Source organism: Thalassospiraceae bacterium LMO-SO8 (genome assembly GCA_031655335.1).
GTDB lineage: Bacteria > Pseudomonadota > Alphaproteobacteria > Rhodospirillales > Casp-alpha2 > UBA1479.
In genome coordinates, this window is record CP134226.1 from 2,493,181 (window position 1) to 2,513,988 (window position 20,808).

General features: G+C 63.0%; 18 protein-coding genes. 14 read left to right on the top strand and 4 right to left on the bottom strand.

What is annotated here, in order from left to right; all coding sequences use genetic code 11:
* The first annotated feature begins 36 nt into the window (after positions 1-36).
* From RJ527_11935 to RJ527_12000, 14 genes are all read left to right on the top strand, one after another.
* Positions 37-1,026 carry a tripartite tricarboxylate transporter substrate binding protein gene (locus RJ527_11935; GenBank protein WND74751.1) on the top strand — a complete coding sequence of 330 codons (990 nt, stop codon included), beginning with the start codon at positions 37-39 and terminating at the stop codon, positions 1,024-1,026.
* 48 nt (positions 1,027-1,074) lie between these two features.
* On the top strand, positions 1,075-1,572 hold the full coding sequence (locus RJ527_11940; protein ID WND74752.1) for a tripartite tricarboxylate transporter TctB family protein: 498 nt from the start codon (positions 1,075-1,077) through the stop codon (positions 1,570-1,572).
* Between the two features lie 135 nt (positions 1,573-1,707).
* A complete protein-coding gene (locus RJ527_11945) occupies positions 1,708-3,225 on the top strand; it encodes a tripartite tricarboxylate transporter permease (GenBank protein WND74753.1) in 1,518 nt (505 codons plus the stop codon).
* A 204-nt stretch (positions 3,226-3,429) separates the two neighbouring features.
* Complete coding sequence (locus RJ527_11950; protein ID WND74754.1) at positions 3,430-4,158, top strand: GntR family transcriptional regulator; 729 nt, start codon at positions 3,430-3,432, stop codon at positions 4,156-4,158.
* 86 nt (positions 4,159-4,244) lie between these two features.
* A complete protein-coding gene (gene oxc, locus RJ527_11955) occupies positions 4,245-5,984 on the top strand; it encodes an oxalyl-CoA decarboxylase (protein ID WND74755.1) in 1,740 nt (579 codons plus the stop codon).
* Positions 5,985-6,025: 41 nt separating this feature from the next.
* Complete coding sequence (frc, locus tag RJ527_11960; protein ID WND74756.1) at positions 6,026-7,270, top strand: formyl-CoA transferase; 1,245 nt, start codon at positions 6,026-6,028, stop codon at positions 7,268-7,270.
* Between the two features lie 47 nt (positions 7,271-7,317).
* Entirely contained in the window at positions 7,318-8,241 is a 924-nt protein-coding gene (locus RJ527_11965; GenBank protein ID WND74757.1) for a methionyl-tRNA formyltransferase, read from the top strand.
* A 74-nt stretch (positions 8,242-8,315) separates the two neighbouring features.
* Positions 8,316-9,989 carry a formate--tetrahydrofolate ligase gene (locus RJ527_11970; GenBank protein WND74758.1) on the top strand — a complete coding sequence of 558 codons (1,674 nt, stop codon included), beginning with the start codon at positions 8,316-8,318 and terminating at the stop codon, positions 9,987-9,989.
* 78 nt (positions 9,990-10,067) lie between these two features.
* Complete coding sequence (locus RJ527_11975; GenBank protein WND74759.1) at positions 10,068-10,922, top strand: universal stress protein; 855 nt, start codon at positions 10,068-10,070, stop codon at positions 10,920-10,922.
* 201 nt (positions 10,923-11,123) lie between these two features.
* The gene (locus tag RJ527_11980; GenBank protein ID WND74760.1) at positions 11,124-11,897 is read left to right on the top strand and encodes a fumarylacetoacetate hydrolase family protein; all 774 of its coding nucleotides are present in this window, start codon (positions 11,124-11,126) and stop codon (positions 11,895-11,897) included.
* Positions 11,898-12,007: 110 nt separating this feature from the next.
* Positions 12,008-13,027: a 2-dehydropantoate 2-reductase gene (locus RJ527_11985; GenBank protein ID WND74761.1), complete on the top strand. Its 1,020-nt coding sequence runs from the start codon at positions 12,008-12,010 to the stop codon at positions 13,025-13,027.
* Positions 13,028-13,144: 117 nt separating this feature from the next.
* The gene (locus RJ527_11990) at positions 13,145-13,897 is read left to right on the top strand and encodes a Crp/Fnr family transcriptional regulator (protein WND74762.1); all 753 of its coding nucleotides are present in this window, start codon (positions 13,145-13,147) and stop codon (positions 13,895-13,897) included.
* Between the two features lie 73 nt (positions 13,898-13,970).
* Positions 13,971-14,255, top strand: coding sequence for a hypothetical protein (locus RJ527_11995; protein WND74763.1), 285 nt, complete (start codon positions 13,971-13,973; stop codon positions 14,253-14,255).
* Between the two features lie 53 nt (positions 14,256-14,308).
* Positions 14,309-14,617: a hypothetical protein gene (locus tag RJ527_12000; GenBank protein ID WND74764.1), complete on the top strand. Its 309-nt coding sequence runs from the start codon at positions 14,309-14,311 to the stop codon at positions 14,615-14,617.
* Positions 14,618-14,638: 21 nt separating this feature from the next.
* Here the strand turns inward: RJ527_12000 and RJ527_12005 are convergent, their stop codons facing one another.
* The 4 genes from RJ527_12005 to RJ527_12020 form a co-directional block, all read right to left on the bottom strand.
* The gene (locus RJ527_12005; protein WND74765.1) at positions 14,639-15,631 is read right to left on the bottom strand and encodes a threonine/serine dehydratase; all 993 of its coding nucleotides are present in this window, start codon (positions 15,629-15,631) and stop codon (positions 14,639-14,641) included.
* A gap of 60 nt (positions 15,632-15,691) precedes the next feature.
* Positions 15,692-17,011 carry a TolC family outer membrane protein gene (locus RJ527_12010; protein ID WND74766.1) on the bottom strand — a complete coding sequence of 440 codons (1,320 nt, stop codon included), beginning with the start codon at positions 17,009-17,011 and terminating at the stop codon, positions 15,692-15,694.
* A 154-nt stretch (positions 17,012-17,165) separates the two neighbouring features.
* Positions 17,166-19,463, bottom strand: a complete 2,298-nt coding sequence (locus RJ527_12015) for a TonB-dependent siderophore receptor (protein ID WND74767.1) — start codon at positions 19,461-19,463, stop codon at positions 17,166-17,168.
* 286 nt (positions 19,464-19,749) lie between these two features.
* Entirely contained in the window at positions 19,750-20,652 is a 903-nt protein-coding gene (locus RJ527_12020; protein ID WND74768.1) for a FecR domain-containing protein, read from the bottom strand.
* Positions 20,653-20,808 lie beyond the last annotated feature (156 nt).

Below are 20,808 nucleotides of genomic sequence, written 5' to 3' on the forward strand. Positions count from 1 at the left end.
TGCGCTATGGCGCTATCAACAACTGGGAGGACACCCATGAAGACTTTTGTCAAGAAACTGCTGGGCGTCGGCGTTACCGTCGGCCTGGTTTCCGGTTTCACGGCCATTGCGGGCAAAACTGCCCTGGCCTGGGAGCCGGTTAAGCCGATTCAGTTCGTCGTGATGGCAGGCAAAGGCGGGGGCGCCGACAAGCTGGCGCGTCTGATGCAGTCGATCATCGAAAAGCATAAGCTGTCGCCGAAGCCTGTTACGCCGATCAACAAGCCCGGCGGTTCCGGTGCGGAAGCCCTTGTGTACATGAAGAACCACAAGGACCCCGACCATGCCATCATGGTCACCCTGAACAGCTTCTACACCACGCCGCTTCGCCAGCCGAAGCTGGAGGTTGATCCGCTGACCTTCGCGCCGATCGCGCGCATGGCCGAAGACACCTTCGTGCTGTGGGTCCACAAGGACGCCGGCATCAAGACCGTTGATGAATACGTGAAGGCCGCCAAGGCCGCCGGCAACCAGTGGATCATGGCCGGTACCGGCAAGGCGTCCGAAGACAACCTGCTCGCCGACTTCCTGAACGCGGCCTATGGCCTGAACATGAAGTACGTCCCCTACAAGGGCGGCGGCAAGGTCGCCAAGCAGCTGGCCGGCAAGCACGCCAACTCCACGGTCAACAACCCGTCGGAAGCCCTCGGCTTCTTCGAAGCCGGTACGGTCGTGCCGCTGGCGTCGTTCACCGACGAGCGTCTGCCGCTGTTCAAGGACACGCCGACCTTCAAGGAACTGGGTCAGGACTTCGTCTACTACATGCAGCGCTCCGTCGTCGGCGCGCCGGGCATGAGCAAGGAAGCCCAGGCGTTCTATCAGGAGGTCTTCAAGAAGGCTTATGCCACCGAAGATTGGCAGAAGTACATGAAGTCCAAGAGCCTGCAGGGCGACCTGCTCCAGGGCGACGCGCTCGTCACCTACTGGAAGCGTGAAAACGAAGTGCATCGCAAGATGCTGGTCAAGATGGGCGCCATCAAAGGCTAAGTCCGTCTGATATCCGAAGAAACGATATATAGGGGAGGTTCCGTCGTCATGCGTCGTGCTGAAATCATCACTGCTGTCCTGATGGCGGGCCTCTCCATATATCTAATGGTGAAGAGCGCCGAACTGCCCATCGGCTGGATCCCCGGCGAGGGCCCCGGCGGCGGCTTCTGGCCCTTCTGGCTGGCCGCGTTCATGCTCGGTTCCATTATTTGGGTGATCGTCAACTGGTTTCGCCGGACGAGCCCGCCGTCCAAGTCGGAAGATCCTTTTCTCGACGCCTACGGCATGAAGATGTTCTTGGTCGTTGGCGGTGGCGTGACCGGCATGATCGCGCTCGTCGACATCATCGGCATGCACTTCGCCGCCATGGTTTTCATGATCTACTACATCCGCTTTCTGGGCGGGCATTCGTGGAGAGTCACCCTGGGCATCGCCTTGCCGACACCCGTGGTCCTCTTCATGTTCTTCGACATCGCCTTGCGGAACTTCCTGCCCACGGGGTTCATGGACCCCCTGTACATCCCGCTCTACAACTTCTTCCTCTGAACCTGCGCTGACGGGTCGCCCCGGCATATGGGGCAGGAGCGGAAAATTCTCTGGTCTACAAAAGACCAGGAACCACGAAACACGACGGCCCGCCGGCAACGTCCGGCCCCGTCCGGGGAAACGAAGTAAAGAACAATGGAACTTATCGGTCTTCTGTCAGACGGTTTTCTGGTCGCTTTCGAGCCACTGAACCTCGGCCTGATCGTGCTGGGCGTGATCGTCGGCCTGTTCGTGGGCGCCATGCCCGGGTTGGGCTCCGTCAACGGCGTTGCCATCTTGCTGCCGATGACCTTCCTGGTGCCGCCCGCATCCGCCATCATCTTCCTGGCCGCGCTCTACTACGGGGCCATGTACGGCGGCGCCATATCCTCAATCACGCTGGGCATTCCCGGCGCCTCGACAGCCGTTGCGACGACTTTCGACGGGCGCCCGCTGGCCATGAAGGGCGAGGCCGACAAGGCCCTGATCGCGGCGGCTTTGGCGTCGTTCGCCGGGGGCACGATCTCGGTCATCCTGTTCACTCTGTTCGCGCCGCCCTTGGCCTCCGTCGCCCTGGATTTCGGTGATCCGGAAATCTTCGCGCTGATGATCCTGGCCTTCGCGACGTTCGTCGGCCTGTCCGGCGACGACATCGCGAAGACGATCTTCTCGATCTGCATCGGCATGGTGATGTCGGCCATCGGTTTCGACATCATCTCGGGCGAACCGCGCCTGGTTCTGTTCGACCTGATCGGCTTCCAGTCCAAGATCAACTTCCTGGTGCTGGCCATCGGCATCTACGGCATCGGCGAAATGATGTGGACCATCGAGGTCAGCCGCGGCGAAACCATGATGTCCAAGGTCACGATGTCGGTCGAACGCGTGATGAGCAACCTCAAGATCATCTGGGGCACCTGGAAAGCCTGGCTGATGGGCTCGTCCCTCGGCTTCTTCGTCGGCATCCTGCCGGCGGCGGGCGCCACGCCGGGTTCTCTCATGGCTTACGGTGTCGCGAAGATGACGTCGCGCGAGCCGCATATGTTCGGCAAGGGCGCGGTCGAGGGCGTGGTTGCGCCGGAAGCCGCCAACAACGCGGCCTCCACGGGCTCCCTGCTGCCCATGTTGACGCTCGGCATTCCCGGTTCGCCGACAACGGCGGTGCTGCTGGGCGGCATGGTCATCTGGGGCCTGCAGCCGGGCCCCCGCCTGTTCGTCACGGAAACGGAATTCGTGTGGGGTCTGATCGCCTCGCTCTATGCCGCGAACCTGTTCGCGGTCATCATCAACATCGCCTTCATTCCGCTGTTCCTGTGGTTCCTCAAGACGCCGTTCACCATTTTGGCGCCGCTGATCTTCGTCCTGTCGATGGTCGGCGGATACGCCGCGACGGAACGCATGTTCGACGTCTGGCTGATGCTGATCCTGGGTGTCGGCGGCTATCTGATGCGCAAGCTGGACTACCCGGTCGCCCCCGCGGTGCTCGCCATCGTGCTGGGCCCCATCGCCGAACCGGCGTTGCGCCAGTCTCTGTTGATTTCCGGGGGTGACGTCTTGGTGTTCTTCAATCGGCCGATCGCCGGCCCGATCACGATCATCGCGTTGGTGCTTCTGTTCCTGCCGGCTTTCCAGATCGTGTGGCGGCGCATCCGCGGCAAGAAGCCGGTGGCGGGATAAATTGCAGCCGTAAACGGCGGGGCCGCGGGGCGGCTCCGCCAGACGGCGCGGGAGGTGACTTTAAGGGCGGAAAGTGCTGGCTTCTGGTTTCTGGTGTATTGTATACCACAGCGAAAGCGGCTATACCCTCGACCAAGCTGGCAGAGGGCAAGTGGGAACCCGCCGGCAACACGATCAACTTAGGGGACTCCCCGGGACAAAACCATGGAAAGAGAAGCCGAAAACATCGCCGATACGGAAGCGACGGGGTCGTCCGGACTGGTCGTTCAGCCGATCGACGCGAACTTCTCGCTCAAGGACCGGATCTACGATTCCTTGAGGCGGGCGATCACCTCAATGAACATCTATGCCGAGGACGCCGAACTTCGGCTCGACGAACGGAAACTTTCCGAACAGCTTGAGATCAGCCGCACGCCGATCCGCGAAGCCTTGGCCCGCCTGGAGCAGGAGGGCCTGGTTCATATCGTTCCGCGCAAGGGTGTGTTCATCGTGCGCAAGACCAAGCGCGAGGTTCTGGAACTGATCACCGTTTGGGCGGCGCTGGAAAGCATGGCCGCGCGGCTGGCGACCGAGGTCGCGTCCGACGAGGACATCGCCGAACTGCGGACCATGTTCGCGGACGTCGAAAGCGAAGAGGCCAAGGCCGCCATCGACGAATATTCATCCAAGAACATCCGTTTCCATCAGGCGATCCTGAAGCTCGGCGGTTGCAAGCTGATCCAGGACATGTCCGACAATCTGTTTATCCATATGCGTTCGATCCGCGCCCGCACCATTTCCGAAGGCGACCGCGCCAAGCGGTCGGTGATCGACCATATGCATATCATTGAGGCGCTCGAACAACGGGACGCGGAGCTGGCTGAACGGCTGGTCCGGGAGCATTCCATGAACCTGGCCCGGCATATCGAACAATACGTGGATTATTTGGACTAGGGACAATCCGTCGGGCATTCCGGTCCGCCATCGGCAGACGGGGGCCTGACTTCGGTCCAGCAGAGACCGCAAGGGAGAATAAAGAAATGGCAAATACGGCAACCGATACCCAGGCGCAGGAGGCCCCCGAGGCCGGCACGCTTACGGACGGTTTTCACCTCGTCATCGACGCGCTGAAGCTGAACGGCATCACCAACATCTATAACGTGCCGGGGATTCCGATCACCGACCTGGGCCGCTTCATGCAGGCCGAGGGCATGCGCGTTCTGTCGTTCCGCCATGAACAGCATGCCGGCTATGCGGCCGCCATCGCCGGCTATCTGACCCAGAAGCCGGGTGTCTGCCTGACCGTTTCCGCGCCGGGCTTTCTCAACGGCCTGACCTCGTTGGCCCATGCCACGACCAACTGTTATCCGATGATCCTGATCTCGGGCTCGTCCGAACGGGAAATCGTCGATCTGATGCAGGGCGATTACGAGGAAATGGACCAGCTCGCCATCGCCAAGCCGCTGTGCAAGGCCGCCTACCGCGTGCTGCACGCCGAGGACATCGGCATCGCCGTCGCCCGCGCCATCCGTGCCGCCGTGTCGGGCCGCCCGGGCGGGGTTTATCTCGACCTTCCGGCCGCCCTTTTGGGCCAGACCATGGACGCCTTGAAGGGGCAGCAGTCGCTGGTCAAGGTCATCGACCCGGCCCCGGCGCAACTGCCGGCGCCCGAGGCGGTCACCCGCGCTCTCGATGTCCTGAAGGCGGCCAAGAAGCCGCTGATCATCCTGGGCAAGGGCGCCGCCTATTCCCAGGCCGACGACAAGATCCGCGAACTCGTCGAAAAATCCGGCATTCCCTACATCGCCATGAGCATGGCCAAGGGCCTGCTGCCGGACGATCATGACCTTTACGCGGGTGCCGCGCGCTCGCTGGTCCTGAAGGAATCGGACACGGTCATGCTGATCGGCGCCCGGCTCAACTGGCTGCTCAGCCACGGCAAGGGCAAGCAGTGGGGCGACGCGCCGAAGAAATTCGTGCACATCGACATCGACCCCAAGGAAATGGATTCCAACGTCGAGATCGCGGCCCCGATGGTCGGCGACATCGCGTCCTGCGTCGGGTTGCTGCTCGACGGCATGGGCGGCGACTGGAAGACCCCGCCGGCCGACTGGATCAACGCGGTCAAGGCCAAGCGTGACGCCAACGTCGAAAAGATGGCGCCCCGCCTGCAGAACAACAACGTGCCCATGGACTTCCACGGTGCGCTCGGCGTTCTCAAACGCATCGTCGCCGCCAACCCGGACATGGTCCTGGTCAACGAAGGGGCCAACACCCTCGATTTCGCGCGCTCCATCATCGATATGTTCAAGCCGCGCAAGCGCCTGGATGTCGGCACCTGGGGCGTCATGGGCATCGGCATGGGCCAGGCCATCGCGGCCGCGGTCGAAACCGGCGAACAGGTGCTTTGCATCGAGGGTGACTCGGCGTTCGGCTTCTCCGGCATGGAGATCGAAACCATCTGCCGATACAACCTGCCGGTCTGCGTGGTGGTGTTCAACAACGGCGGCATCTACCGCGGCACCGACAAGAACCCGACGGGCGGTTCCGACGTGGCGCCGACCGTGTTCGTCAAGGATGCCCGCTACGACAAGATGATGGAGGCCTTCGGCGGCCTCGGCTTCTACGCGACGTCTCCGGACGAACTGAACCAGGCGGTGACCGAGGCCATCAAGGCCGGCCGGCCGGCGCTGGTCAACGCGGTCATCGACGAAAACGCCGGCACCGAAAGCGGTCGCATCGGCAATCTGAACCCGCAGAGCGTCGTCGCGAAGAAGTAACGCAGCTCTATCCGATCAAAACTGAATAACGGGAACGAACAATGAAAGCTCTCGAAGGCGTCAAAATTCTGGACATGACCCATGTGCAGTCGGGCCCCACCTGTACCCAGCTTCTCGCCTGGTTCGGGGCCGACGTGATCAAGGTGGAACGTCCGGGCGTCGGTGACGCAACCCGCAAGCAGTTGGTCGACGTGCCCGGCGCCGACTCGCTCTACTTCACCATGCTGAACCACAACAAGCGCTCGGTGACGCTGAACACCAAGTCCGACGAGGGCAAGGCGATCTTCACCAAGCTGATCCAGCATTGCGACGTGATGGTCGAGAACTTCGCGCCCGGCGCGCTCGACCGCATGGGCTTTTCCTGGGAAAAGATCCAGGAAATCAACCCGCGCATGATCTATGCCTCGGTCAAGGGTTTCGGCCCCGGCCCATACGCCGAATGCAAGGTCTATGAGAACGTCGCGCAATGCGCCGGCGGCTCGGCCTCCACGACCGGCATGCTGGGCGATATCCCCATGGTTACCGGGGCGCAGATCGGCGACAGCGGCACGGGCCTGCACCTGGCCCTCGGCATCGTCACGGCGCTGTATCAGCGGACCCATTCCGGCAAGGGCCAGCGCGTCGAATGCGCCATGCAGGATTCGGTGTTGAACCTGTGCCGCGTGAAACTGCGCGACCAGCAGCGCCTGAAGGCCGGTCCGCTGACCGAGTATTCCCAGTTCGGCGAAGGCATCCCCTTCGGCGACGCGACGCCGCGCGCGGGCAACGATTCCGGCGGCGGCCAGCCGGGCCGCATCCTGAAGTGCAAGGGCTGGGAAACCGATCCCAACGCCTATACCTACTTCATCACCCAGGCTGCGGTGTGGGAGAAGATCTGCGACGTCATCGGCAAGCCGGAATGGAAAACGGAAGAGGATTTCGCCACGCCGAAGGCGCGGCTGCCGCATCTCAATCAGATTTTCGAGGCCATCGAGGCCTGGACCATGACCAAGACCAAGTTCGAGGTCATGGAAATCTGCAACCCGCTGGACATCCCCGTCGGCCCGATCCTGTCGATGAAGGAAATCGCCGAGGAACAGAGCCTGCGCGACACCGGCACGGTGGTCGAGGTCGACCATCCGGAACGCGGCGCCTACCTCACGGTCGGCAACCCGATCAAGTTGTCCGATTGCCCGGCCGATGTGAAGCGCTCGCCGCTTCTGGGCGAGCACACGGACGAGATCCTGGCGGAAATCGGCCTGAATCCGGACGAAATCGAAGCTGCGAAATCCGGGGGCGCGGTCTAACCGCCCCCGTTCCAGCGAACCAAAAATATCCCCAAGGGAGGACCCTCATGCGATTGATCCTTAACGGCCAGCAGGCCTTCGGCAAGGCCACGTTGGAAGCGATCCTGGAAAAGGGCGAAGACGAAATCGTCGGCGTGTTCTGTGCGCCGGACAAGGAAGGCAAGCCCGCGGACCCGGTGAAGGAATTCGCCCTGGAAAAGGGTCTGCCGCTGTTCCAGCCGCCCAACTACACGGACAAGGAAGTGCTGGACCACATGAGGTCCCTGAAGGCCGACCTGATGGTCATGGCCTACATGATCATCTTCGTGCCGGAAGAAGCCCGCGACATCCCGACCCACGGGTCGATCTGCTTTCATCCGTCCCTGCTGCCCAAGCATCGCGGCCCGTCGTCCATCAACTGGCCGATCATCGGTGGTGCCACGGAAACGGGGATCACCATCTTCTGGCCCGACGACGGCCTGGACGAAGGCTTCATCCTGCATCAGGACAAGGTCGCGATCGGCCCCGACGATACGCTGGGCGATATCTACTTCGGCAAGATCTTCGACCGCGGCGTGGCGATGATGCTGGAAGCCATCGACATGGTGAAAGCCGGCAACCCGCCGAAAATCCCCCAGAACGAAGACGAAGCGACTTACGAATCCTGGTGCCGCAAGAAGGACATGCAGATCGATTGGTCGAAGCCCGTTGCCGAGGTCTACAACCAGATCCGCGGCTGCAACCCCCAGCCGGGTGCCTGGACCACCATCGACGGCAACGAACTGTCGATCTTTGATTCCCGCAAGGTCGACGGCGACACCGGCGGCAAGCCGGGTGAGGTCGTCGGCATCGAAGACGATCACATCCTGGTCGCGGCCCCCGGCGGCGCCGTCAAGGTGATGCGCCTGCGCCCCCACGACGACAAGAAGATCACCGCAGCTGAATACGTGGCCAAAGTCGGCCTGCAAAAAGGGAAGGTGCTGGGCGCCTGATCGGCGGCCGCCATCGACCCAGAGGAAACAACCCAGGCTCCAGAGATCCCGAAAGAGGGACGCGAGAGGAAACCATGCCCAAAAGTGATATCGAAATCGCCCGCGAAGCCACCATGAAGCCGATCGCCGATGTCGGCGCCGAGAAGCTGGGCATTCCCGGCGACGCGCTTCTGCAGTACGGCCCGCACAAGGCCAAGGTCGACATGAACTACCTGAAGTCGTTGGAAGGAAACCCCGACGGCAAGCTGATCCTGGTCACCGCCGTGACCCCGACCCCCGCCGGCGAAGGCAAGACCACGACCACCGTGGGCCTGGGCGACGGTCTGAACAAGATCGGCAAGAAGGCCATGATCTGCATCCGCGAACCTTCCCTCGGCCCCTGCTTCGGCATGAAGGGCGGGGCCGCCGGCGGCGGCTATGCCCAGGTCGTGCCGATGGAAGACATCAACCTGCATTTCACCGGCGACTTCCACGCCATCGGCATCGCCCACAACCTGCTGGCGGCGCTGATCGACAACCACATCTACTGGGGCCTGGAGCCGGCCATCGACAGCCGCCGCGTCGCCTTCAAGCGCGTGGTGGACATGAACGACCGGGCGCTGCGTCAGATCACCAACTCGCTCGGCGGCGTCGCCAACGGCTTCCCCCGGGAAGACGGCTTCGACATCGTCGTGGCGTCGGAAATCATGGCGATCTTCTGCCTGGCCACCAGCCTGCAGGATTTGACGGAGCGGATCGGTAACATCGTGATCGGCCAGAACCGCAACCGCGAGCCGATCTACGCCCGCGACGTCAAGGGCCCGGGCCCGATGTCCGTGCTGCTCAAGGAAGCCATCGCGCCGAACCTGGTGCAGACGCTGGAAAACAACCCGGCCTTCATCCACGGCGGTCCGTTCGCCAACATCGCGCATGGCTGCAACTCGGTCATCGCGACCAAGTCGGCGCTCAAGCTTGCCGACTACGTCGTGACGGAGGCCGGCTTCGGCGCCGACCTGGGCGCCGAGAAGTTCTTCGACATCAAGTGCCGCAAGGCGGGCCTCAAGCCGGCGGCGGCGGTCATCGTCGCCACCGTGCGCGCGCTGAAGATGCATGGCGGGGTGGCCAAGGCCGACCTGGGCACGGAGAACGTGGACGCGGTCAAGAAGGGTTGCGACAACCTGGTCCGCCACATCCGCAACACCAAGCAGTTCGGTGTGCCGGTGACCGTTTCCATCAACAACTTCATCACCGACACGGATGCCGAACTTCAGGCCGTGAAGGCGGCGGCCGAAGCCGAAGGCGTGAAAGCCTTCATCGCCACCCATTGGGCGGACGGCGGTGCCGGCACGGAAGACCTGGCCAAGCATGTTGTCGAACTCGCCGATTCCGGCGTCGCCGACTTCAAGCCGCTGTACCCGGACGACATGCCGCTGCGCGACAAGGTCGAAACCATCGTCAAGAAGATCTACGGCGGCGACGGCATCACCTGCGACGGCGCGATCGAAAAGCAGTTCGCCGATTTGCAGAAAAACTATGGGCATTTCCCGGTCTGCATGGCGAAAACGCAGTACAGCTTCTCGACCGATCCGGACGCCAAGGGCGCGCCGACGGGCTTCACCGTGCCGATCCGCGAACTGCGGTTGTCGGCGGGGGCGGAATTCATCGTCGCCGTGACCGGCGCCATCATGACGATGCCGGGTCTGCCCAAGGTGCCGTCGGCGAACAACATCTATCTCAACGACCAAGGTCAAATCGAGGGTCTGTTCTAGACGCTAGAGTGATCTGACCAATTCCGGCAGCCCCGGCCGTTTTGGCCGGGGCGGTCCGGCCATAAGGGGAGGACGACCATGAGCATCCGAAATATTCTTGTTCCCGTGCGTGGTGATGGTAAGGGCGAACTGGTCCTGAACGCCGCAGTGGCGCTTGCGAAGAAATTCGATGCCCATATCGACGTCGTCCATGCCCGAATGGGTTCTCAAGACATGTTGGCCTACGGCGCGACCTTGGCCGGCGTGCGTGATGTGGTGAACGAAATCGCGGAAACCCATGCGGCCGAGGAAGAGGCCCGGGTCAAAAAGCTGTACGTGGATTATTGCGAACGCCACGGCATCGCCGACATCACCGAGCCACGCAATGGCGCAAAGGGCGTATCCGCCTCGTGGCACGAGGAAAAGGGCCGCCAGGCCAACGTCGTCGCCCGCCGCGGCCGTCTGACCGATGTGATCTTCGTCGCCCAGCCCGATGGACAGTTGGGCATCAACACCTTCGAAGCGGCCCTCATGGAAACCGGCAAGCCCGTGATCTGCGTCCCGCCCCGGGACATCAAGGAGATCGGCCGGAACATCGCCATCGCCTGGAACGGCAGCGCCGAGATCGCGGCCGCCGTCACGTCGTCCCGGCCGATCGTCGAAGGGGCGGAAAAACTGCTGATCCTGTCGGCGCCGGAGACTCATGGCGATGAACTTCCCGCGTCGGACCTTGCCGAATACCTGCGTTGGCATGGCAAGAAAAGCGAGACCCGAATTCTCGATTGCGACCCGCACGAGGTCGGCCAGACGCTACTGAAGGCTTGCGCCGACAACGGCATCGATCTGTTGCTGATGGGTGGCTATGCCCATGCCCGCCGCCACGACTTTAAAATCGGCGGCGTTACCCAATACGTGGTCGAAAAGGCCGAAATTCCGGTTCTCTTCCACCACTAAATTCCGATCCGGCGGCATTTTTCCCCGCCATTTCCACGATCAGGAATAATCCCCGCTTTCGCTGCACTGCGTCATCGCGTTCTGTTGCCATGCGCGGCGCGGCCTGTTTAATGTCGCCCCCCGTTGAAACGTATACAATCCGTCAGCAATCGGGGCGGCCCAGGCCGCGACATAAGCAGCAATTCGTGGGGAAACAGAAGAATGACTTTGTGGATCAGGTACGCACGCCAGGGTGCGGAAGGTTTCGGCACGCTCGACGGCGATGTCATCAGCGTGCATTCCGGAGACATGTTCCAAGGTGCGAAGGCGACCGGCGAGACCGTTAATCTGGCGGACGTCACGGTTTTGGCGCCGGTGCGGCCGGGCAAGATCGTCGCCCTTTGGAACAACTACAACACCATGCGCGAGAAAATGAACGGCGTGCGCCCGGAAGAACCGCTGTGGTTCATCAAGACCAACAATTCGGTCATCGGCACGGGTGCGGCCATCGAACGGCCCGCCAGCTATGACGGCAAGGTCGTTTACGAAGGCGAACTGGGCATCGTCATCGGCCGCCGTGCCAAGAACGTGTCGGAAGCGGACGCGCTCGGCTACGTGTTCGGCTATACCTGCGTCAACGACGTCACGGCCATCGACATCCTGAAGCGGGACGAAACCTTCGCCCAATGGACCCGTTGCAAGAGCTTCGACACCTTCGGCCCGATGGGGCCGGTCGTCGCCACGGGTCTGGACCCGATGAAGCTGACCGTGAAGACGATCCTCAACGGTGCTGAACGGCAGAACTATCCGGTTTCGGACATGCTGCGCACACCGGCCAAGTTGATCAGTGAAATTTCCCACGATGTGACGCTGGAGCCGGGTGACGTCATCGCCTGCGGCACCAATGTCGGCGTCGGCACCATGAAGGAGCCGTCCAACACGGTGGAGATTGTCATTGATGGAATCGGCACGCTAAGCAACACTTTCGATAACTAGACCACCAGCACCGGACGGGTCCGCTTCGCAACCGGATCCGACGCAGGGAACACCGTGCGGGCGCGTGACGTGCCCGCCGCAGGGAAACAGAGAAAAGCAGGGAGAACATCATGCGAGTATGCGTGATCGGCGCCGGCGCCATCGGCGGCCTCATGGGCGCCAAACTGGCCTTGGCCGGAAACGACGTCAGTGTCATCGATATGGGACCGCACCTTCAGGCGATCCGTCAGAACGGGTTGAAACTGATCTGGGAAGACGGATCGGAACATGTCGCCCAGGTGAAGGCGTTTGAAAAATGCGCCGATGCGGGTGAACAGGACCTGGTCATCCTGGGGCTCAAGGCCCACTATCTGGAACTGGTGGCCAAGGACATGGGTGCGCTCATGGGTCCCAACACCATGATCATGACCGTGCAGAACGGCATTCCGTGGTGGTATTTCCACAACCACGGCGGCCCGCACAACGGCAAGCAGCTGGAAAGTCTGGACCCCGACGGCGTGTTGACCAAGCACATCGACGGTGACCGTATCATCGGCTGTGTCGTCTATCCTGCCGCCGCCGTGACCGAGCCGGGCGTCATCAAGCACGTCGAAGGCGACCGCTTCCCCATCGGCGAGTTGGACGGATCGATCAGCCCGCGGGTGGAAGGCCTGAAAGAGCTGCTCGAAGGAGCCGGATTCCGTTCCCGCGTGCTCGAGGACATCCGCTCGGAAATCTGGCTCAAGGCCTGGGGCAACCTCAGCTTCAATCCTATCAGCGCGCTGACCCACGCGACCCTGGTCGACATCTGCCAGTTCCCGGAAACCCGGCTTCTGGCCCAGAAGATGATGGAGGAAGCCCAGATCGTCGCGGAAAAGCTCGGCATTACCTTCCGCCACACCATCGAAAAACGCATCGACGGGGCCGAAAGCGTCGGCGCCCACAAGACCTCCATGTTGCAGGATGTCGAGGCGGGCCGCTCGCTCGAAACCGAAGCCCTGATCGGCGCCGTCCTGGAACTGGCCAAGCTGACGGAAACACCTTGTCCGCATACCTTCGCGGTCTATTCCTGCGTCAAGCTGCTGAACAAGGTGATGGTCACCCAGCACGCGGGCGTCATCGTGCAGACCGCGAACCAGGCGGCCGAATAAGCGCGAATCGCGGGGGAACACGATCTGGAATTGCGTGAACCCCGGGCTGCTCTATAATACACTCCGGCGGGGGGAAATGGGTTTGTCCCCGCCGGAAGCAGCCTTGGGTAAGGATCAATGGCATTAGTTAGCGCCAAGGTAGTCGGCCTGTGTGACGCCGCCCGGGAACACGACCATCTGCCGCAGGAGTGCGCCAGTTGCGTCGCCCGCCATTTGGCCATGTGTGCCGGTCTGAAGACGGATGAACTTTCCCATCTCGCGCAACACGTAAGCCGCCGCAAGCTGGCGGCCGGTCAGACCCTGTTCCGGGAAGCCGACCCGGCGGGCGATGTTTTTACCGTCACCTCGGGCCTGTTCAAGCAATACAAGCTTCTCGCCGACGGACGCTGCCAGGTCACCGGGTTCTACTTCTCGGGCGACCTGATCGGTCTGCCCGACAGCCTCGATTATCCCGTCACGGCCGAGGCCCTGACGGCGGCGACCGTCTGCGCCTTTCCGCGCGCGCGCATCGTGGAACTGGTCGACCGCTATCCGTCGCTGGCCAAGGCGGTGATCCTGAAACTGCAGGGCGAAATCACCACCGCCCAGGGGCAGATGCTGTCGCTCGGCCGTCTGACCGCCGAGGAACGCATCGCGGTCTTCCTGCTGACTCTGATGGACAAGGCCCACGATTGCGTCAACGACGACGGGTCGCTGCGCCTGAACATGCGCCGCGCCGATATCGCCGACTATCTGGGTCTGACCGTGGAAACGGTCAGCCGGTCGTTCACCAAGCTGCGCAACGCCGGGGTGATCGGCGCAGAGCGGGGCGGGGCGGTCGAAATCCTGTCCCGTGACGGGCTGGAAGACATCGCCCAGGGGCCGGGATAAACCGTCCACCGGACTTGCGGGCATGGTGGTTGCCGGCCATATGTGAAGGACCATCGCCCGCGGAGATATTGCCATGCGCAATCTCAAAGCCACCCATCGCACCGAAGATGCGGCCATGCCGAGCCCACGTTGGCAGGAATTGCAGGACCGTCTGCGGGCGGCCAAGCGGCCGATCTTTCAGGAACTTCGCGATTATCCGCCCCAGGTCGCCGGCTGCGATCTGCATTTCAAGGCGCTTGCCGAAAAGCGCGACGCCGTGTGCCGGGAGTTGGACCGCCTGGATACCCTGCGGGGGGCCACGGCGCAGGAATTGGACGCATTCGCGGCGTCCTCCGTCTTTCTGAACAAGGACGGTTGAACCCGTCACAGATTTGGGGACCACAGGGGGCCCGCCACAGGAGAGCCACTACCATGCCATCCGTTACGTCATCGACCCTTCGCCGTGGTTCGGCCGCCGCCCTTGCATTGATGCTGGCGGCCGCCCCCATGGCCGCCGCCCAGGCGCAATCCCAGCCGACGGATCCGGAAATGCTGCTGGAGGAGGGGACGAAGAAGATTCTGCGCGCCTTCGAGTTGTTCATCATGACCATTCCTCAGTACGAGATGCCCGAGGTTCTGCCCAACGGCGACATCATCATCCGGCGCAAGAACCCGCCGGGCCAGGAACGCAAGGATGGGCCCGGCGGCGTCGAGCCGCCGGTGCCCGGGGAAAAGACCTAAGCCCGGCCCCATACAGCCGATTCAGTCGGCGGCCATGTCGAGAAGCTTGAGCACCGTTTCCTGGGTCAAATTTCCGCCCGTCAGCGCGGCCACGGTCTTCAGTGACGTATCGACCTTGCCCGACAGGAACCCGGCCGCCGCCGTGACGCCGGCCGGCTCGCCCAGCATCTTGGTACGGGTCAGGATGGTCTTGAAGGCGCGGGCGATGTCCTGTTCCGAGACCAGCACGATGTCGTCGAGAAACGCTTCCAGATGCATGAACGGATATTCGCCGGGGCGCCGGGCACTCAGCCCGTCGGCGATGCTGTCCCAATAATCGATGGCCGTGGGCGTACCCGCCTGGCGCGACACATAGGCCGCGTTGGCGCCTTCCGGCTGGATACCCACGACCTTCACGTTCGGATTGATCAGCTTGACCGCCGCCGCGATGCCGCCGGCAACCCCGCCGGACGACACGGGGACCAGGACCTGCTGGGCGTCGGGGCATTGTTCCATGATCTCGAAGCCGATGGTGCCGTGACCGGCGATGATCGGCGGGTCTTCCCAGGTGTCGATGGCGGTCATGCCGCGCTCAAGCGCCAGGCGCTCGACCGTGGGCTGGCGGGCGAGGGCATCCGTGCCGCACAGATAGACCTCGGCGCCATAGCCTTCCGTACCCTGGATCTTGTAGGGGCTGGTCGCGTCCAGCATCACGACGGTGATGGGAACGCCCAGTGTCTTGCCGGCGAAGGCGAAACCCTGGGCGAAGTTGCCGGAGGAGGCCAGAACGACTCCCTTGGCCTTCTGTTCGGGGGTCAGATAATGCATCACGTTGAACACGGCGCGTACCTTGAACGCGCCCGTGACCTGCAAATTCTCGCACTTCAGGAACAGGGTTTCGCGCCCCACTTCCGCGCTATCCCTGGCCACGGGCACGATGGGCGTGCGCCGGATGGCGTGGGGCATGTTGGCGCGCGCGGCGCGGACGGCGTCGAGGGTGACCAGCCGGTCACGGGAAAACAGGGAACCTTCCATGGCGGGGCAACTCCGTTGTGCCGGCCGTCCAGGGGTATCCACGTCGGCCTGATCTAAGGTTTACTGCACCACGAGGTTCAGGCTCAAGGGATCAAGGCGGCCGAGGGCGAGGAGAAGTTGATAGGCGGCGGTCTTTTCGTCGTAGGACGCGGTGGTGAAGTTGATCTGCGCGTTGTTGACCTCGTTTTCGGCGTCCAACACGTTGATCACCGTTTCCTTACCGGCGGCGCGCAGTTTGCGCCGGCTCTGCGCCACTTCCGACGCGATGTTGACCGCGTTTTCCAGAAGGATCACGCGTTCGCGGGCCGTTTCCAGGGCCTGCCAGGCCAGGCGAACCTGCTCTTCCACCGTGCGCGCGGCGGCCTGTAGCTTGTTGCGGTTGGCGGCTGTGTCATAGGCGGCGCGCAGGGTCGATGAGCGGGTCGAAAAGCCGGAAAACAGTTCCCAATCGGCCTGGAATCCGATGGTGTAATCGCGCCGGGTGCCGAGCACGCCGCCGTTGTTCTGTTCCATGTTGAACTCGCCCTCCAGGTCGATGGTCGGATACAGCCCGGATTTGGCCTCGACCTCGCGCTGGCGGGTGATGTCGATGCTGGTGCCGGCCTCGCGGACGGCGGGGTTTTCGACCAGCGCGATGGCAAGTGCCCGGTCAAGCTCGCTGGGTACGGCATTGACCGGCGGGCGCGGGTCGTACATGTCTTCCAGATTGGGGGGGAAGCCGAATACCTGCTGATAGCGCGACATGGCGTCGCGCAATTGACCCTCGAAGCCGACGCGCCGTTCCTTGGCGACCTGTAGGCGCGATTTGGCCTGCAGCACGTCAACGGCGATCCCCGATCCGCGGCGCACGCGTTCGTCTTCCAGGTTGAGCTGGCGTTGAATGCGGCCTTCGCTTTCGATGGTGATGCCGAGCAGGCGCATCTGGCGCAGCACCGTGATATAGGCGCGCACGCCCTGGAACAGGGTGTTCTGCCGTGTACCCTCCAGCGTGATGCGGGCCAGATGCTCGTTCAGTTCGGCGATATGGATGGCCGTCCGCGTCGCATAGCCGTCGAACAGGTTCTGCGACAGGGTGAAGGTGGCGACGTTCTTGTTCTCGACGCTTTTGGCGCCGGACGCGCGCGTCGACGGGCTGTCGATGAATTCGCGCCCCGCGTCGCCGGTCATGCTCAGGGTCGGCAGGCGTTTGGCCTTGGCGACGTCGATGCCTTGGCGGTTGCTTTCCAGAGTGTTCTCGGCGGCCAGGATATTGGGATGGTTGGTGATCAGGCGGGCAAGTTCGATCTCAAGCGGGGCCGCGCGCGCGGCCTGGGGGGCGCAAAATGCCGCCGCCAGCAGCCACCCAGCAATCGTCGTTCCGGCAATCGGCCGTCTGCGCACGCGGTGAAACTCCCTTTCCTGGCGTCATCCCGGCGAGTCTATGCCCTTGGCCCGGTGGCGGTCAAACCCGCCGGCCCAGCCCGGGGCGACTCGCAGCCGCCCTTATAGGATTTCAGGGTTAAAGGCTCGTTAAGGGGCGCCGGCCGTTCCGCCGTCACCAGCGATAGGTCAAGGATCCGGTCACCGTGCGGGCATCACCGTAGAAGCAGCCGTAGGTGCAGGCGGCGATATAGGTGTTATCGAGAATGTTGCTGACGTTGAGCGCCATTTTCAGGTCGCCGACCTCATAGGATACCATGGCATCGGCGACGAAGTAGTAGGGGACCACCGCCGTGCTGCTCAAGTTCACCGTGTTGCCGACGAAACGGACACCACCGCCGATGACGAGGCCTTTCAGCATGCCTGCCTGCGGCGCATATTCGCCCCACATGGATGCCTGATGATAGGGGGTGTTGGTCGGCCGGTTGCCGAGGTCGGTACCGTTGCTCTTCGTCACCTTGGCCTGGGTATAGGCGTAGCCAGCCAGCAGGGTGACGTCCGGCGTCAGGTTGGCCTTCGCCTCGATCTCGATGCCGCGTGACCGGATTTCCCCCGTCTGGACCTGGAAGCCGCTGTTGTCTGGGTCGGTGGTCAGGACGTTCTGGCGCGTCAGTTCATAGGCTGACAGGGTCACCAAGGCATCGGTGCCCTTCGGCTGGAACTTGATCCCCATCTCGTACTGCTGGCCGGTTGTCGGGTCGAAAGCCTTGCTGCTGGCGTCGGTGCCGGTCTGCGGCTGGAAGGATTCCGTGTAGCTGGCATAGGGGGACAGACCGTTGTCGAACAGGTAGACGGCGCCGACCCGGCCGGTGAAGGCCGATTGCGTCGTCGTTGTCGTCGCCCCTGTGCGGTAGTTTTCCGTTGCGGTCTTGGCGCGGTCGTTGCGGCCGCCCAGCAGCAGCCGCCAATGATCGCCGATCGCCATCTGGTCCTGCAGGTAGAAGCCAACCTGGTCGATCGTCTGGAAGGAATCGGTCGCCGTGGTGGTGTTGAGGGTGACCGCCGATCCATAGGAGGGGTTGTAGAGGTTCAGGGCGCCGACCGTGCCGTTGTACTGCACCCGTCGGAAGGTGCCGTGGGTATAGTCGAAGCCGCCGACCAGGGTGTGCTCGAGTGGGCCTGTGGAAATTTCGGCGTGAGCCTGGTTGTCGATCGTCAAGGTCCGGGAATGATCGTTCCGGGCGTAGGGCGCGCGTGTAACCGACTGGTTGCCGGTTTGATAGCTGCTGTAATAGATGTCCGCATACTCGTTGTCGAAGTCCGAATAGCGGAAATTCTGCTTCAGCTTCACCCGGTCGGTGACGCGATGTTCGAGTTCGTACCCGCCACTGAAAACCTCGCGCTCGAACTTGTTGAAGTCCGGTTCGCCGATGAAACGGCTGCGGTCGATCCGGCCGTTTTCGTTGGGTTTGATCGTGCCGACCTCGGGAAACCCGTAGTAGTACATGGTCGAGACCTTCTGGTAGACGGCCTGTACGGTCAATGATGTGTCGTCGTCGGGTCGCCAGGTCAGCGACGGCGCGGCCACGACCTTGTCGTCGGGGATGTAGTCAACCATTGTGTCGCTGTCGCGGACCAGCGCGGTGATGCGGTAGGTCAGGCGCCCCTCGGCGTCGAGCCGGCCGCCGTGGTCGGCGGACACCTGCTTGCGGGCGAAGAAGCCGCCGTCGGCCACCACCTCGTTGATCGGGTCCGCCGTCGGCTTCTTGGTGACCATGTTGATGACGCCACCGGGAGATGCCTGCCCGTACAGCACCGAGGCCGGACCGCGCAGGACCTCGACCCGTTCCAGCAGGTAAGGCTCCGCCATCGAATCGTAGACGTTGGTCGTCCCGCGCAGGCCGTCCACGTACATGGACTCCGAACTTCCCTGGAAGCCGCGCATGTAGAAGCCGTCATCCGTGCGGTTGAACCCTTGGGCCTTCAGGATGCCGGGGGTGTAGCGCAGGGCTTCCCCCAGGGTCTGTGTCTTCTGCCGTTCCATCTGTGTCGCGCCGACGACGGAAATGGATTGCGGCACCTCGGCGATCGGCGTGTCCGTCTTGGTGCCGGACGCACTGCGCCCCGCGATCAGCCCCGGCACTGGACCGAAGGCGCTTTCGCGCCGCCCTTCGACGGAAACGGTGCCGAGCGTCAGCCGGCTGGCGGTGTCGGAGCGGCTGAGTGCGACCGTGCGTTCGCCGGTGAATTCGAAGATGATGCCGGTGCCGGACAACAGGCGCGTCAACGCGTCGGACGGCGTAAGGGAGCCGGTGACGCCGGGCGATTGAATGCCGGAGAAGTCGCCGGTCTTGTAGGCGAAGGAAACGCCGGTGACGTCCGAATAGCGCGCCAGCGCCTGGGCCAGGGGTTGGGCGGGGATGGCGAACGCCGTGACCTTGGTGACTTGCGCCAAGTCCACCGCAGGGGACAAGAGGTGATTTTTCCCTGTCGCCGCGTTGGCCGGCGGGGAGGACAGTGCCGTCGTCGCCAGAAGCAGTGCCGCAAAGGCGGCTGTTTTATTGCGCACCATAAAATTGGTCAGGTTCGTCATCGTATTTCCCCAAAAGACAATTCATTAATGGTTTTTAACAAATGCGATTAAGTCGCACTTGCTTGACTTCCTCATGAGGTTGACGAGTGGAGATATGGAACCCGGTGCCGGTTTCGCAGATTTTTTGTGCGCGTGTAATCCCGTACCCGGCCCGTGCGGGTGCGGATCAGCGGATGATCATCAGATAGCGCGTCACCTGCGTCACCTTCAGCCCATGGGTGGCGGCCAACGCGCGGATCCCGCCGTCCAGCGATGTGATGGCCAGCCGCGCGGTCACGGGCTGCAGTTTCGCCGCGTCGGCCAGCAAAAGGATGCGCCCCGGCAGATAGCGGTCGATCTCGGCAAAGGCCTGATCCAATGGCGCGCCGTCGAGGACGATCACGCCGCGCCGCCAAGCCAACGCACTCGTCTCGCCGCCGTGTATGCGTTGGACCGTCCCCGGCGCGCCGCCGCGGCGGTAGGATACCCGCTCACCGGGGGTGAGGATGACTTCACCGTGCGCTCCATCGCGCATCGGTGACGTGACGCGCACCGTGCCCTCGGTCACCGTGACCCGGGCGCTGTCGTCCATGTCACGCACGGCATAGGCCGTGCCGACGGCCCGCGCGCGGCCGCCCACCGCTTCCACATCGAAGGGGCGGGCGGGGTTCTTGGCAACCTGGAAAAAGGCCTCGCCCTTCAGCAGGGTCACCCGGCGGTCGGGTCCGCTGAAATCGACAGCGATGGCTGTATCCGTATTCAGGAAGGCGACGGTGCCGTCGGATAGGGTTACCTCTGCCTGCTCACCTGCGGCGGTAATGCGGTCGGCCCGCAGGCGTAATGGCAGGTCCCAGGCCGCACCCACCATGAACAACGCCAGGCAGGCGGCGATCAGGCTGCCCAGAACTCGATGCCGGGTTCGGTTGTCGTTTGCCGAGCGCGGCGAATGCCATCCGGCCTGGGGTGGAGAAAGGGCGGGATCGAGAGGGGCCAGTTCACGCCATAGCGCGGCGACCTCGTCATAGGCCAGGCGGTGCCGGGGGGCGACGGCCAACCATGCGTCGAAGGCTTGGCGGTCAGCCTCCGTCACGCCGTCCTCACGCAAGCGCAAGAACCAATCATGTGCCGCGTCATCGACGCCATCATTTATCGGCGCGGACGAAGGGGGCAGAGGGCGTCGGTCTGTCATGTCGCTTCTGTCGGGGCCTTCATTGGTGGCCGGTCCGGTTGCCGGACCTGTCCTTTC

What these genes read in the sequence shown, in the direction of transcription:
- RJ527_11980 (WND74760.1), top strand. Translation starts at nt 11,124, where the DNA reads ATGACTTTGTGGATCAGGTACGCACGCCAGGGTGCGGAAGGTTTCGGC.
- RJ527_12000 (WND74764.1), top strand. Translation starts at nt 14,309, where the DNA reads ATGCCATCCGTTACGTCATCGACCCTTCGCCGTGGTTCGGCCGCCGCC.
- RJ527_11940 (WND74752.1), top strand. Translation starts at nt 1,075, where the DNA reads ATGCGTCGTGCTGAAATCATCACTGCTGTCCTGATGGCGGGCCTCTCC.
- RJ527_11995 (WND74763.1), top strand. Translation starts at nt 13,971, where the DNA reads ATGCGCAATCTCAAAGCCACCCATCGCACCGAAGATGCGGCCATGCCG.
- frc (WND74756.1), top strand. Translation starts at nt 6,026, where the DNA reads ATGAAAGCTCTCGAAGGCGTCAAAATTCTGGACATGACCCATGTGCAG.
- RJ527_11945 (WND74753.1), top strand. Translation starts at nt 1,708, where the DNA reads ATGGAACTTATCGGTCTTCTGTCAGACGGTTTTCTGGTCGCTTTCGAG.
- RJ527_11965 (WND74757.1), top strand. Translation starts at nt 7,318, where the DNA reads ATGCGATTGATCCTTAACGGCCAGCAGGCCTTCGGCAAGGCCACGTTG.
- oxc (WND74755.1), top strand. Translation starts at nt 4,245, where the DNA reads ATGGCAAATACGGCAACCGATACCCAGGCGCAGGAGGCCCCCGAGGCC.
- RJ527_11985 (WND74761.1), top strand. Translation starts at nt 12,008, where the DNA reads ATGCGAGTATGCGTGATCGGCGCCGGCGCCATCGGCGGCCTCATGGGC.
- RJ527_11970 (WND74758.1), top strand. Translation starts at nt 8,316, where the DNA reads ATGCCCAAAAGTGATATCGAAATCGCCCGCGAAGCCACCATGAAGCCG.
- RJ527_11950 (WND74754.1), top strand. Translation starts at nt 3,430, where the DNA reads ATGGAAAGAGAAGCCGAAAACATCGCCGATACGGAAGCGACGGGGTCG.
- RJ527_11935 (WND74751.1), top strand. Translation starts at nt 37, where the DNA reads ATGAAGACTTTTGTCAAGAAACTGCTGGGCGTCGGCGTTACCGTCGGC.
- RJ527_11990 (WND74762.1), top strand. Translation starts at nt 13,145, where the DNA reads ATGGCATTAGTTAGCGCCAAGGTAGTCGGCCTGTGTGACGCCGCCCGG.
- RJ527_12005 (WND74765.1), bottom strand. Translation starts at nt 15,631, where the DNA reads ATGGAAGGTTCCCTGTTTTCCCGTGACCGGCTGGTCACCCTCGACGCC.
- RJ527_11975 (WND74759.1), top strand. Translation starts at nt 10,068, where the DNA reads ATGAGCATCCGAAATATTCTTGTTCCCGTGCGTGGTGATGGTAAGGGC.